The 14,396-nt window shown below is 46.8% G+C and carries 11 protein-coding genes; 2 read left to right on the top strand and 9 right to left on the bottom strand.

Annotation, left to right across the window (positions count from 1 at the left end):
- Positions 1-75 precede the first annotated feature (75 nt).
- The 9 genes from K4H28_RS02905 to K4H28_RS02865 form a co-directional block, all read right to left on the bottom strand.
- Positions 76-1,668, bottom strand: a complete 1,593-nt coding sequence (locus K4H28_RS02905; RefSeq protein ID WP_221006909.1) for an HD domain-containing phosphohydrolase — start codon at positions 1,666-1,668, stop codon at positions 76-78.
- Positions 1,669-1,682: 14 nt separating this feature from the next.
- A complete protein-coding gene (locus tag K4H28_RS02900) occupies positions 1,683-4,025 on the bottom strand; it encodes a GspE/PulE family protein (RefSeq protein ID WP_221006908.1) in 2,343 nt (780 codons plus the stop codon).
- 1 nt (position 4,026) lies between these two features.
- Positions 4,027-4,794 carry a 3',5'-cyclic-nucleotide phosphodiesterase gene (locus K4H28_RS02895; RefSeq protein ID WP_221006906.1) on the bottom strand — a complete coding sequence of 256 codons (768 nt, stop codon included), beginning with the start codon at positions 4,792-4,794 and terminating at the stop codon, positions 4,027-4,029.
- Between the two features lie 4 nt (positions 4,795-4,798).
- Entirely contained in the window at positions 4,799-5,431 is a 633-nt protein-coding gene (locus K4H28_RS02890; protein WP_221006904.1) for an FHA domain-containing protein, read from the bottom strand.
- Positions 5,432-5,451: 20 nt separating this feature from the next.
- On the bottom strand, positions 5,452-6,288 hold the full coding sequence (locus K4H28_RS02885) for a Stp1/IreP family PP2C-type Ser/Thr phosphatase (protein WP_221006902.1): 837 nt from the start codon (positions 6,286-6,288) through the stop codon (positions 5,452-5,454).
- Positions 6,263-8,791 (bottom strand): CHASE2 domain-containing serine/threonine-protein kinase, encoded by a 2,529-nt coding sequence (locus K4H28_RS02880; protein ID WP_221006900.1) that lies wholly within the window; start codon positions 8,789-8,791, stop codon positions 6,263-6,265. Before K4H28_RS02880 ends, K4H28_RS02885 begins: the two co-directional genes overlap by 26 nt.
- A gap of 79 nt (positions 8,792-8,870) precedes the next feature.
- Entirely contained in the window at positions 8,871-9,572 is a 702-nt protein-coding gene (mtgA, locus tag K4H28_RS02875; protein WP_221006898.1) for a monofunctional biosynthetic peptidoglycan transglycosylase, read from the bottom strand.
- Between the two features lie 65 nt (positions 9,573-9,637).
- On the bottom strand, positions 9,638-10,471 hold the full coding sequence (gene aroE / locus K4H28_RS02870) for a shikimate dehydrogenase (RefSeq protein WP_221006896.1): 834 nt from the start codon (positions 10,469-10,471) through the stop codon (positions 9,638-9,640).
- A gap of 73 nt (positions 10,472-10,544) precedes the next feature.
- Positions 10,545-10,997, bottom strand: coding sequence for a rhodanese-like domain-containing protein (locus tag K4H28_RS02865; protein WP_221006894.1), 453 nt, complete (start codon positions 10,995-10,997; stop codon positions 10,545-10,547).
- A 268-nt stretch (positions 10,998-11,265) separates the two neighbouring features.
- Here K4H28_RS02865 and glnA point away from each other — a divergent pair, with 268 nt between their 5' ends.
- Positions 11,266-12,687 (top strand): type I glutamate--ammonia ligase, encoded by a 1,422-nt coding sequence (gene glnA, locus K4H28_RS02860; RefSeq protein ID WP_221006893.1) that lies wholly within the window; start codon positions 11,266-11,268, stop codon positions 12,685-12,687.
- 207 nt (positions 12,688-12,894) lie between these two features.
- Entirely contained in the window at positions 12,895-14,391 is a 1,497-nt protein-coding gene (locus tag K4H28_RS02855; protein ID WP_221006891.1) for a sensor domain-containing diguanylate cyclase, read from the top strand.
- Positions 14,392-14,396: the final 5 nt, after the last annotated feature.

Below are 14,396 nucleotides of genomic sequence, written 5' to 3'. Positions count from 1 at the left end.
AAACAATATCAACACCAAATCTGAACATCACCGAATTAACAAAGGTATTGCCTTGCAAGCATTTATTTAAATAGCCTACAGAGTAATACACCTTATTTTTTCTAGCAATTTTTGAATATCAACCACATCACATTGACTGGGTTCAAGAAACTGCTCGGCATAATCAAGCCAAACTTTTTCCCGCAAAAAAACTTCGAGCAAATCGGGATCAACATGCTGCTCACAGGCCATTCGCGTCAGAATCCCCAATGCCACCGACAGCTTCATACCTTCTTTATACGGCCGATCACGCGCTGTTAAGGCCTCAAAGACATCCGCAATCCCCATAATGCGTGCTTGCACACTCATTTGATCTCGCGTTAAGCCTTTTGGGTATCCTTTACCATCCATCCGCTCATGATGACCACCGGCATATTCCGGCACCTTCATTAAATGTTTTGGCCATGGCAGGGCCTCTAACATTTGAATCGTGACTTTAATGTGATGATTAATAATTTGTCGTTCTGCTGATGTGAGCGTGCCTTTACGAATGGATAAGTTTTCAAACTCATCGACCGTCAAAACGTTTTGCCGCTCGCCTTCGCTCGGCTGCCACTGGCGCTTAGCAATACGCTCAATACGCTCCACATCCGTATCGCTCATCATTTCTCCGCCTAAATTAGCCTGACGAAGAAATGCCCGATCAGAGAAGATTTGTTCTCGCTCGAACTCGTATTCAGCCAAATCAATCTCACCCCGCAGCTGAGCGATTTCTAAATCCCGCAGTAAAACCTCAAATTTAATATCTATAAGTTCAATCCGATCCGCGATGGTTTGCAACTTAGTCGCCTTGTCGACCACATGCACCGGCGTGGTGATTTTGCCGCAATCATGCAGCAATCCTGCAATTTTCAGCTCGTATCGATCTCGTTCTGTGAGTGAAAAATTAGCCAATGGGCCGGTATTTGTTCGATTAGCTGCTTCTGCCAACATCATCGTCAACTCAGGCACTCGTTGACAATGGCCGCTGGTATAGGGGGACTTGTCATCAATCGCAAGATTGATCAAATTGATAAAACCCTCAAACAATTTCTGCAAAGAATTGATCAACATCCGATTGGTAATCGCAATCGCCGCCTGCGAAGCAAGCGACTCAACCAAATGCTGGTCGCTCATTGAAAAGGCAATGATTTCTTGCAACTGTGTGGTGGCATTAATCAGTTGTAAAGCACCGATCACTTCCCCTTCGTGATTACGCATGGGCACAGAAAGAAACGATTTGGAATGATAGCCTGTACTTTGATCGAAACGTCGCGTGCCAGAGAAGTCATATTCATCATCTGTGGCGTAGGCATCAGGGATACTAATTGTTTTATTTTGATTCACAGCACAGGCAACCACATTCGCCAAATTCGGTGAGCCATCCTCATTAAATAAGGGAATACTTGGTAAACTAATCGCTACGCCACTCGTCCCCCCCATTGCGATGCCCAAAGAGGTGTTCAAAACAATTTCAAAGTGCAGCTGCTGATCACGAATCAAATACAGTGTGCCAGCATCAGCCTGAACCAGATCCGTCGCGGCGACCAAGATACTTTCCACCAAACGGTGAATATGTGTCTCACCCGAGAGCGCGATACCGATTGAATTGAGTTTCTCTAATCGTTCATGCAGTTCAATCAGTTCCATCACACTACTCCTGACTATTTAATGCAAACCGCTCTAATTTGGGCCATATCGGTCAGACCTTGCATGACTTTTTCAATCCCATCCTGTTTCAGAGTGCGCATTCCTTCGTCCAAGGCACAAGACAGTAAAGCAGCAACCCGCGCATGCTCTTGAATCAGTTTTTTGGTCGCGTCTGTACCAAGCATTAACTCATGCAAACCAACCCGACCTTTATAGCCTGTGTTGTGGCACTCAGCACAGCCAACCGGACGATACAAACGATATTGCCCTTTTTGATTTACATAATTTGTTTGCCACTCTTGCCGCAACGCCGAAAATTCAGCATTCGGATCGGCTTGCCATGCTGGTGTATGCCTTAATTCATCGGCGTATTCATTGAGCATTTGCTCTAATTCATTCGCATCTGGCTCATAAGCCTCACGGCATTTGGGGCACAAACGACGCGCCAAACGTTGCGCCAAAACGCCCAGTAGAGCATCTGAAAAATTAAACGGATCCATGCCCATATCTAATAAACGAATAATCGATTCAGGCGCACTATTGGTATGTAACGTTGAAAGCACCAAATGCCCAGTCAAAGAAGCTTCAACACCCATTCCAGTCGTTTCAAGATCGCGCATCTCACCAACCATAATCACATCAGGATCTGCACGTAAAAAAGAGCGCATTACCGTCGCAAATGTCAGACCTGCTTTGACGTTAACTTGAACTTGGCGCAAACCTTTTTGCGTAATCTCGACGGGATCTTCGGCCGTCCAGATTTTAGTTTCGGGGCGATTGAGGTACTTAAGTACCGAATGTAAAGTTGTCGTCTTTCCTGAACCCGTCGGCCCACAGACAAAAAACAATCCATACGGCTTTGCGATCACCGCCTTCAATCGCGCAAGATTACGTTCAGACAAAGCTAGTTTTTCTAATGGAAGTGGCTCACCTGCGGCCAAAATTCGCATGACCACATCTTCCATGCCCCCTGCGGTTGGAATCGTTGCAACCCGCAATTCGATATCTAAAGTCGGCACAAATTTTTTCATCTTAATTTTGCCGTCTTGTGGTTTGCGTCGCTCGCTGATATCCAAGTCACACATGATTTTTAACCGTGTCACCAGCGGATTACGGTATGCAGAGGGGACTTCACGATAATGAAGTAAATCACCATCGCGTCGAAAGCGAATTTGGGTTTTAGCAGCGCCCGTATAGGGCTCAATATGAATATCCGATGCCCCTTGCCGATGCGCATCGCTAATGATCTGATTGACGAGTTTAACGACTTCATTGTCTTGTGCTGCGCTCACTTCTTCGGCACTTAAGCTTTGCGCCTCATCTTCCTCATGCATCGAACCCAATAAAACATCAATACTACCGTCGGCCAACGCACCAAAAAATTGATCCACCGTACGAATAAATTCTTGTCGAGTCGTGATTTTGATCTGCAGTTTTTTATCAGCAAACAACTGGCTGGCATGACTTAAACGCAAACGCTCTGGGTCCGTCGTTAAAATTAATACACAGTCATTCACATCATCAATCGGCAGCCACTGCTGCTCCAGCGCATATTCTCGCTTGATGTTCTTCAACAATTCGAGCGGTTTTACGCGTTCATTCGAAAATGGCTCATAAGAATGGCCATAAAATGCAGCCAATGAGGCGCCAATTTGCTCTGGGGTTACGCTAAAGCCCACCTGCAATACTTGCTCGATATCCTGCTGCAGTTTTTGAGATTCTTTGAGTGCAACTTGCCATGCCGCGGGTGACAAGATGCCACTGACAATCAATTGATGATATTTATGCTGTGGAACGAAAGGATTGGCTGCTGTTTTACGTTGCTTCAATGCCACGGCCAGCGTTTTAGCCAACAGCTGAGCGCCTTCACACAAGTCAGTACCAAAAGCCTGCTTGTCGGTACGATTCATTAATTGTAAAACACCGACTAAAATGCCATCTGCCTCATTCAGAATCGGCAGTACCAGCATTTCTCTGGAGTGAAAACCTGTTTTTTGATCGACGACGTGCAAAAATTGTAGGTTCGGGCCGTATTGCTTTAACTCACCCTCATTGTAAACATCTGAGATATTAAGTAATTGCTTATGATTGGCAGCAAATCCAGCCAAGCTACGGTCATTAATCGTAATTCTCAGCTCGCGAACGCCTTCAAGCCCTGTTTTGACCTTGGCAATCAAATCACGACCATCATCACTAACGATATAGATGGTAAAACGCTCACAGCCAAAAACGCAGCATACATCAGGGCTTATCTCAGTTAATAGCTCATCTAAACGAACTGTGGCATGAATTTTGGTCGTTAAGACTTGTAAATCATGCATGAAAGTCAAATGAGAGCCTGATGCGGCATTGGGCATTTTAGAACTCCAATATTTCACCCTGTAAAAGTCGACGAATCGGGTGAACGTGATCTAAATTGAGCACTTCAGCGATGGTTAGATCGCTATCAGCGGGTTTTAAATGGGTAATCAACACCTCAACATGACTGGCCAAATTCTGCAATTCAACGGCCAAGGTGCTTGGGCAAAGATGCTTAGCGAGCAGTGCCAACGACAATTCACGTTCTGCAAACGCAGTTTCAATAATCAGCGTCTTTAGATTAGTGATTTGATTTACAACTTGCCAAAATTGCTGGCCACCAACGGTATCTCCACTGAACACAATCGATGAACGGTCATTGTTGATCTGAAATGCAACCGCGGGAACAGTGTGCTCTGCTGGCAGCGGAGTAATCGTGATTTCATCAAGCTGATAAGGCTCGCCTAATTCATGCATTTCGTAACGTAAAAACGCATCCTCAGCCGAGGGAATCACACTGAAATCGGGCCAAATATGCCAGTTAAAAATATGCTTTTTGAGGACTTGTATCGTTGCAGAAGTAGCATGCACGGTCACCGGGCTGGTACGAGCACCGATGGTTGAATCAATCAAGAGTGGTAAGCAGGCAATATGATCTAAATGAGCATGCGTAATAAACACATGCTCGATCTGCAGTAGTTCTTCCATGCTCAAATCACCGACGCCGGTGCCGGCATCGATTAAGATAGTTTGATTGAGCAAGAATGAAGTCGTGCGATTTTGACCGCCAATTCCACCGCTGCAACCCAAGACACGGAATGTACTCATCGCTTTACCGGTAGAAAAAAGCCATCCGAATACCTAAAATTTCAATGAGATCTTCTTCGATTAATTGATGTGGCTGCTCACCAATCTCACGGCCATTCACTACGGGCCGCTTTGCACCTTCTACGTGTGCCAAGAAATAATCTAAACCACGACGATTGATCACTGAAACTTGCACCCCAGCTTTGCCCAAGGTCGTTGTATTCTTCGTTAACACTAACTCACGACCAGCATTGGCACCAGTCAACACCCGCACCACGGCCGTTTGCTCTGCGCTATCATTTACCTGTGCTTGTGGCGTGGCATGTAAAATCATCGTTCTTTCAAAATCAGTCCCATTGGCTTCAGCACCCGCTTCGCGCCAAAACTTCAAACTATATTTACCAATTTTGATTTCATCACCATCCCGCAATGGATGACGCTGAATTTTTTCACCATTGACCGATGTTCCATTGGTACTTTTTTGATCTTCGATAAAATAAATCTGGCCAACCAACTCAAGGACCGCATGCTCGCCCGAAACTGCTAAATTATCGATTTGGATATCGTTTGTTGAGCGCCGCCCAATCGAAGTCCGATGCCGAGTCAGACGGAATTCTTTAACTGGATTGCCTTCCAGACTTAAAAATAGTTTTGCCATGAGTTATTGATTCCAAAACTTTAATTACTGGCGCCAAACCAACCGCCTACTTTTTTCCAGATCCCATCATCAACGCCAAAATCACGCCGAATACGTACTAAAACCACCGAAATATTGTCTTTTCCACCCATCGCATTCGCTTGCTCAACCAGCGTCTGGGTCGCTAACGTTAAATTATTACCCTGCAACGACAAGATCGCCTCTATCGAAGCATCGTCCAACATATCGCTTAAACCGTCTGAACAGAACAAATAAATATCGTCTGGCTCAACTGCATATTCATGCAACTCGGTTTGCACCATCGGCGCAATACCCACTGCGCGAGTGACTAAATTTTTATGTGGCGCATAACGCGCCTCAGCCACGGTTAATAGTCCAGCATCTATCTGCTCTTGCAAGAACGAATGATCGCGCGACAATTGCGTTAGTTCTTGCTGCCGAAACCGATAAGCACGTGAATCACCGACATGCGCCACTGCCAAATGATTATCGTAAAACAAAGCCCCAACTAAGGTCGTTCCCATTCCTGCACATTGCGGATGTTGCTCTGCCGTCTGAAAAATCAGTGAATTTGATCGATCTACCGCAATCAACAGCATTTCATGCGCCACGGGCCACAAACTACCAGCCGTTTTAATATGCGCTGGCATTGCGGCCAATTGAGCCCGCATCACTTCGCTCATCACTTGCGTGGCAATACCGCTGGCGACTTCACCCGCATTGTAACCGCCCATTCCATCGGCAAGTATGACCAAGCCGATATCTGTATCAAAACTGATTGCATCTTCATTATGATCGCGCAGTTTACCTACGTCGGTCAGGCCACAAATTTCAAGTGCCGTTGCTAGACTGCGCATCCGCAACTCCTTTTATCGCCACCTCTAATTTTGCCAATACTTGCGCAAAATGGGCGCCCGTTTGAAAACGCTGGCCTAGATCTTTTTCTAAAGCCTTTAATATAATCTTGACCAATATTGCTGGCATTTTAGGGGTATATTGCCGTGGATCAGTTGCTGGTTGTTGCGTAATGCGATACATCAACTCCGCCATTGAGCTACCCACAAATGGCAAATGCCCAGTTAATAATTGATACAACATCACACCCAGTGAGAACAAATCAGAACGACCATCAATATGTTTGCCTGCCAACTGCTCTGGCGACATAAACGAAGGCGTTCCGAGCACCATTCCGGTTTTGGTTTTGCTCGAATCAGTGATGCGAGCGATCCCAAAATCTGTGACCTTCGCCACACCAAGGGTGCGATCATACATGACATTAGCAGGTTTGATATCCCGATGCACCACGCCTGCTTTGTGCGCATAATCTAAAGCCAAGGCAATTTGCTTAACCAAGGTAATCACTTCGAGTATCGGCATCAAATGCGCGGGGCGAGTATACGGCGTGAGATCTTCGCCTTGCAGAAACTCCATCGCAATATAGGCCAAATCGTGCTCTTCACCCGCATCAAAAATCGTGACGATATTAGGATGATTCAATTTACCTGCTGTTTCCGCCTCGCGGAAAAAGCGTTGCCGCGCTTCTTCTAACAAATCAGCTTCAAACTCTTGCGACAAAGCGAGGGTTTTAATCGCAACTTCACGCCCAATTTTAGGATCTTTGCCTAAATACACGACCCCCATCGCGCCTTTGCCCAGCTCTTTTTCCAGCTGATAGCGCCCCAACATCGGTTTTTCTACGTCGCCACCCGCTAATATCATCGTACCGCCCGCAGAGCCCGCGCCCAGAATGACGGTCTCGGACATTTGCTGTGCCATTTTTAACTTTTCAGGTAAATCTCTGAACTTGGCATCGTGCTTGGCCATCAGGCTATACACCGATTCAGCCTTGTTAAATTGTCGTTTGCGCTCAAAATCAAGACCGAGGTTGTACATCACCTCCATCATGCTGTCATCGAGCGGCACACGGCGCAATTTATCAAACGCCATATCCAATTGACCCTGACCTTGGAATGCTAAACCCAGCATCCGATTAGACTCAGCAGACTCGTTGGCAGATTGATCGCCCTTCGCTTCAGTCCATAGATAACGCTTAGTCGTTAGCGCCAAATGCCCCAATATCAATAAACTAGCGGGTGCCATCAGTTGCAACCAAATCATCAAGCTACTCATTAAGACGTAATGCATCAGCAGCAATGTGAGCAGAATCACGGCAGTTGAAATAGCCCCCGCCTTGGCGCGTAAACGCGGCAAAATCACAGCCAAATACAATGCCACAAGCACCACCAAACTCAAAGTAATCGCAAAACCCCAGCGCATTGGCGTGTAATAGTGCTGCGACAACATCGCTGATAAATTATGCGCAAACAGCTCAACCGGCGCATTGTTAGCCAGTACTGGTGACGTCAAAGCCGCGCCAATTCCAGGCGCAGTCGCGCCTATTAAAACGATTTGATCGCGATATTTGCTCGCTGGAATTTTGCCCGCCGCAACATCAAAAAAGGAGTCCATTTGAAACGCGGGTTTGCCATGCTGATTGGCATAAAAATGCGGTAAAAACGTACTATCGGGATCTGTCGCAAAGCGCATCGGCCCCATCGATACTGCGCGCCCAAAATTAACGCTCATTTGTCGACTAGGGATGTTAAGACTCTTGGCCGCAGTCAAACTTAGAAACGACGGAAAAATCGCATCGTAATATCGCAGTGCCAGTGGAATACGGCGCACAACACCATCGGAGTCGGGATCTAAATTCAGTGAAGCGACACCTTTGGCGCGCTCACCGATTTCTGCAATCGGCAAAACTGGATTGATGACGGATTGCGGTATACCCAGCGCGGCATCACCACTGCCCTCAATTTCTTGGCGCATCACAAACTCCGGCAGCTCATGCGTGGCTTCCCCCGCTTGCTCACCCAAGCTAAACATCATCGGTAACAACACATTCCCTGCGGCACCAATCTGCTCCGCCAACAGGCGATCCACATTCAGATTTTGTAGCGCTACTTGTACATTGTCATTGAGCTGGGCGGGATAGGCTTCAGGATTGCCAGATATTTGTTGCGCGAGTTTTTCAATGAAATCCAAACCTCGATCACGCTGCGGTTCGGTAAAAAAAATCGTGGGTACAATCAATTGCGCGCCACCTTGCTGCAGCTGCGCAATCATTTTGGCGTGAATTTCGCGTGACCAAGGCCAACGCCCCAGATTATCTAAACTCTGCTGATCAATGGCAATTACGGAAATTTTAGGAGACGGGCTACGCTGAATTTGGGTCATCGCCACGTCGTAAGCTTGGGATTCCAGACTGCGAATCACCGGCGTAGCCAGCCAAACAATCAAAAATAGCACCAACACCATGGCAGCCACCGCTGCATCGCTACGCCACCACTTCAAATTCATGCATCACCTCTTTTTATAATGCAAATGCTATCAGTAAAGCGGGCAATAACTCGGATTTAATGGGGTGAGTGTCGTCTATTTACGGAATGTCCGCATAAGGCATGCGCCGTTGAATAATCGCCGTTTTACGCAGCAAACGTCGATCACTACGATTTTTATCATAATAACGAGGATTAGTGACCATCGAAGCAAGCTTTGCCGATTGCCCTACGCTGAGTTTTTTCGCACTGGTTTTATAATAATGCTGCGCGGCAGCTTGCGCGCCAAACACGCCGTCGCCCCATTCGATCACATTCAGATAAATTTCAAAAATACGCCGTTTATCTAGAATCAACTCGATCATCACCGTCAAAAACGCTTCTTCAACTTTACGTAATGGATTTTTACTACCCGATAAAAATAGATTTTTGGCCAATTGCTGCGTGATGGTCGAACCGCCAGCAACAATCCGGCCTTTTTTAATGTTTTTTTCCCACGCGGTTTGCATGCCTTCCCAGTCAAACCCTTCGTGATCGAGGAACTTTGCATCCTCAGAAGCGACCAGAGCGCGCTTTAAATTAGGAGAAATTTGCGCGTAGTCGACCCAATCGTACTTCAACTCTGCCGCAGGATTACTTGCCTGCAAGCGATCTAATTGCACCGACATAAACGCCGTATTACTCGGATTCACCCAACGCCACGCCACAATATGCAGCACCATCCAAATATTCCACAACAAGATCAATGCCAGTAAAGCCAGTAATCCGCGCCCTATCCAGCCTAAAATACCAGTCTGCTTCATTACTTACTCACTAGTATATGGTTGCAGACATTAATAAATAACGCCTGCAATCATATACATCAAGATTATTTTTGTAGTTGCTCACGCATCCATTCTAGTACTGGCGCAACATCGGGACGCAAACCCGTCCACAATTCAAACGCTTCCGCCGCCTGCCCCACCAACATGCCCAAACCATCGACGCGCAATGCAACACCCGCTTCACGCGCCTGCGCTAGAAATGGCGTTTCCGCTTTGCCATACATCATGTCGTAGGCCAAGGCATTGGGAGCAAAAACTGCGTTGCTAATTGGCAGGCGTTCACCACTCAAGCTGGCCGAAGTCGCGTTAATAACCAAATCATAATTACCTTCTAGCGCGCCATACTCACAAGCCCGAAGGAAAATTGAAGTATTCGCTTGAAAGTGCAGAATCAATTGCTCGGCTTTAGCGAATGTGCGGTTCGCTAAAGTCAAACTTGCAGGCTGCTGACCTAATAGCGGCAGTATCACGCCACGCGCCGCGCCACCTGCGCCAAGTAGCAATATACGTTTATCTTTAATTGGAATATGTCGCAGAATATCAGCAACTAAACCCGCACCATCGGTGTTATCACCCAACCAGTCACCACTCGGCAAGCGTATCAAGGTATTCACTGCACCCACCGCTTGTGCAAGTGGACTTAACTCCGCAGCAAATCGATAAGCCTCTTCTTTGAATGGTACAGTCACATTCGCACCACGCCCGCCCGCCGCCGCAAATTCATGCACCGCATTAGCAAAACCATCCAAAGGCGCAAGCAAACGATCATAGACAAAGCCCTCTACTGCAGGATGATCAGGAAATTGAGCCGCGAACAAAGCATGGATTTGCGGTGATTTGGAGTGGGCAATCGGGTTGCCAATAACAACATAGTTCATATGAGGAGTGAGGTGAGAGGTGTGAGGAGGAGTAAGTTTACACCTTACTCCTCACGCCTAACACCTCACCTGGTCAGCCTTGCGTCCACGGCAAACCAGCCGCTTGCCAGCCATTTTTATTACCGCGATGACCTGCCGCGTCTTTATCGCCCTCAAAGCCTTCCAAAATATTCATCGCAGCGGTAAACCCATGTTGTGCCGCCAACGCCGCGGCATCATGCGATCGCGCACCAGAACGGCACAAAAAAACGACCACCGATTCTGGATCAACCGCCGCCTTCAATTGAGTCATAAAATTACTATTGATCGCCATACTTGGGTAGCTTTTCCACTCGATCAATTCAGCACCAGGCACCACGCCAACCCATTGCCATTCGGCATGCGTGCGCACATCAACGAGTTTTGCACTCGGTAAGGCTTGCAATAAAGTCCATGCTTCTGCCGGTGTCACTTCTCCCGCATAAGACAGCCCTTTACTCACGCCACGTGAACGTGCATTTTCTAAAATTTCATTAAACTGGCTCATTCATTTGCCTCATTGTGTCTGCATGGAACGGATTAGTACTATTTTAGCCACAGACGAGCAGCGGTGCCCAATTATTGACGCACCATATTTGTGCGCGGATCACTGCTGCGCACCAAAAAATACAGACCAAAGTAGGTTACGCGGCCGCAATTAGATGTGGCACAATACTCTGCAAGCTGCAATTGCACTGGCACGCTTTGTGCTTTAGTTGATACAGCAAAATTTGCCCAATATTTTTTTGTTTAATTCGTACATCAGGAGCGACAACATGGCGCTAGCTAAAACAGCAGCAGACGTTCTCAAGCTTATTAAAGAAAACGACATTCGTTTCGTTGACTTGCGTTTTACCGATACCATCGGTAAAGAGCAGCACGTATCTATTCCTTCGCACGTAGTTGACGATGAATGGTTTGAAGCAGGTCACGCATTTGACGGTTCTTCAATCGCAGGTTGGAAAGGCATTCAAGCCTCTGACATGTTGTTGTTGCCTGATCCATCTACTGCCAACATCGATCCGTTCTTTGATGAGCCAACATTGATCTTGACTTGCGATGTGATCGAGCCAGCAACTGGTAAAGGTTACGACCGCGATCCACGCTCTTTGGCACGCCGTGCTGAAGCCTACTTGAAAACTTCAGGTATCGGTGACACCGCTTACTTCGGTCCAGAGCCAGAATTCTTCATTTTCGACAACATCCGTTGGAATACCGACCTGTCAGGTACTTTCGTTAAGATTGGTTCTGACGAAGGCGCTTGGGCGACTGCTGATGAAGTTCAAGGCGGCAACCTCGGTCACCGTCCACGCTTGAAAGGCGGCTACTTCCCAGTTCCTCCAGTAGACAGCCATCAAGACATCCGCGCTTCAATGGTATTGATCCTTGAAGAAATGGGCGTGCCTGTTGAAGTGTTCCACCACGAAGTGGCGAACGCGGGTCAAAATGAAATCGGTACTAAATTCTCTACTTTGACGCAACGTGCTGACTGGACTCAAATCCTGAAATACGTTGTACACAATGTGGCGCACCAATACGGCAAAACGGCAACGTTCATGCCAAAACCAATCGTTGGTGACAACGGTTCAGGTATGCACGTTCACCAGTCAATCTGGAAAGACGGCAAAAACTTGTTCGCGGGTAACGAATACGCTGGTTTGTCTGAAACAGCGCTGTTCTACATCGGCGGTATCATCAAGCACGCTAAAGCATTGAACGCGATCACCAACCCAGGTACTAACTCGTACCGTCGTTTGGTTCCTCACTTCGAAGCGCCAGTTAAATTGGCTTACTCAGCTAAAAACCGCTCTGCATCGATCCGTATTCCGCACGTTGCAAGCGAAAAAGGCCGTCGTATTGAAGCGCGCTTCCCAGATCCATTGGCAAATCCATACCTCTGCTTCGCAGCATTGTTGATGGCTGGTTTGGATGGTATCCAAAACAAGATTCACCCAGGCGATCCAGCAGACAAAAACTTGTACGACTTGCCACCAGAAGAAGACAAGTTGATCCCTACAGTTTGCGCATCTTTGGATGAAGCATTGGCAGCATTGGATGCAGACCGCGAGTTCTTGACTCGTGGCGGCGTATTCACGAACGAGTGGATCGACGCTTACATCGACTTGAAAATGAACGATGTAACACGCAGCCGTATGAATGTGCATCCAGTTGAATTTGATATGTACTACTCACTGTAATACTTAGGATAGTCCCGACACGTTCGGGATAGCTCACAGAACCCGTAACAGCATTGCTGTTACGGGTTTTTTATTATCTACGCACTAGCAAAAACCCTAATACGCCATGCAATTCAAGCACTTAGCACGAAAATATTTGAATGGCATGGTTTCATTTAAACATTCAAGCGCTATAATTCATCAATAGTTAAATTAAAAGTAAGTTTAATGAACAAAGTAAATAACTCATCGTATCTCCAAGCGAGCATTTATTTAGTGCTCTATGTGATTGCGGGTGAGTTATCGATTCAACTGGGTACGATCAACCCCGGCAATATGGCCATCATTTGGCTCGCATCGGGAATTGGCCTATTTGCCATTTTGCAATTACAAAGGCTAGGGATTGTAGTCGTTTTACTTGGCAGTCTTATTGTCAATACGCCGCACTTATTTCGTGGCGATTGGCACCCTCAAATAAGCCAAATACTGCTTTCAGCCATGATTTTTTCCTGTATTGACACCTTACAATCCATTCTGGCCGCGAAATCTTACCTCTACCTAGAAAAAACCCACAAAAAAAGTATGTGGACCCAACCTAGCCTACTCCCCAAGATTTGGCTACACGTGTGCTTGATACCCGCCCTCATCACCATGCCTTTATTCATTATTTTGATGTTGAGCAGAGGTTTAATCCCCAGTGATTTCTTTTCTATTATTTTACGTGCGACGATATTGTTACTTGCTGACACATCGGGCTTATTGATGCTTACACCGCTCTACCCTTACATAAGGGCGGGCACTTTATTCAAAGAATTTTGCCGTGCATTTTGGTATTTAGTGGCGATACTCCCCCCGATTTATATTAATTTTTTTATTCTGGATCACGTACTGGCTTTGACGATGCCAATCATGATCATCATCGCCGTCAAGTTACGCATGGCCGCGACGAATTTTGGTTTACTCATCATCACCCAACTTGGGGTCATTTTGACGGTACAAGGTCATGGTGGTTGGGCTGAGCACCATTTAGTGACTTCATTATTTCAAATTCAAATCTTCGTTTTTTCAATCACACTGGCCTTGCAATACCTTGCCCAAGCCCAAGCCCAAATTTCTCAACACCGCGAAGAATTGGAATTCGAAGTCCAATTACGAACCGAATCACTGGCGGCCCTCAACGCAGAATTGACCACTTTAGCCACCACAGACGAACTCACTCGGCTACCTAATCGCCGTGAATGGCAACTCAAAGCCAGCCAAGCGATATTACAAGCGCGTCGATATGAGCAGGCATTGAGTATTGTGATGATCGATGTCGATCACTTCAAACACGTCAATGATCACTACGGGCATCTGACAGGGGATTTAGTACTGAAAACGATCGCCACCATTTGCCAGCAGAATATTCGCGGGCCAGATAGTGTTGCACGTTGGGGCGGTGAGGAATTTGTCATTTTACTGCCCGAGACGGATCAAACTCAGGCGATAATTGTGGCGGAGAAAATTCGCCAAGCTGTTGCGCAATTTCAGCACAGCAGCCTTGGACATGAAACATTTAATGTCACGGTGAGTCTGGGTATTACGCCTTTATTAGCCGGCGACATCACCCTGGATGAATTACTCAGCCGAGCCGACCAAGCTATGTATCACGCCAAAGAGGCCGGAAGAAATTGCATCAGAAGCTCGCAAGCACTCAGCAGTAACTACCTTCAGCACAAAACTTAAATTCA

Origin of the sequence: Deefgea tanakiae, from assembly GCF_019665765.1 — a bacterium.
Classification (GTDB): domain Bacteria; phylum Pseudomonadota; class Gammaproteobacteria; order Burkholderiales; family Chitinibacteraceae; genus Deefgea; species Deefgea tanakiae.
The sequence above is the reverse complement of the archived record's forward strand: the minus strand, read 5'-3'. Positions and strand labels throughout refer to the sequence as shown.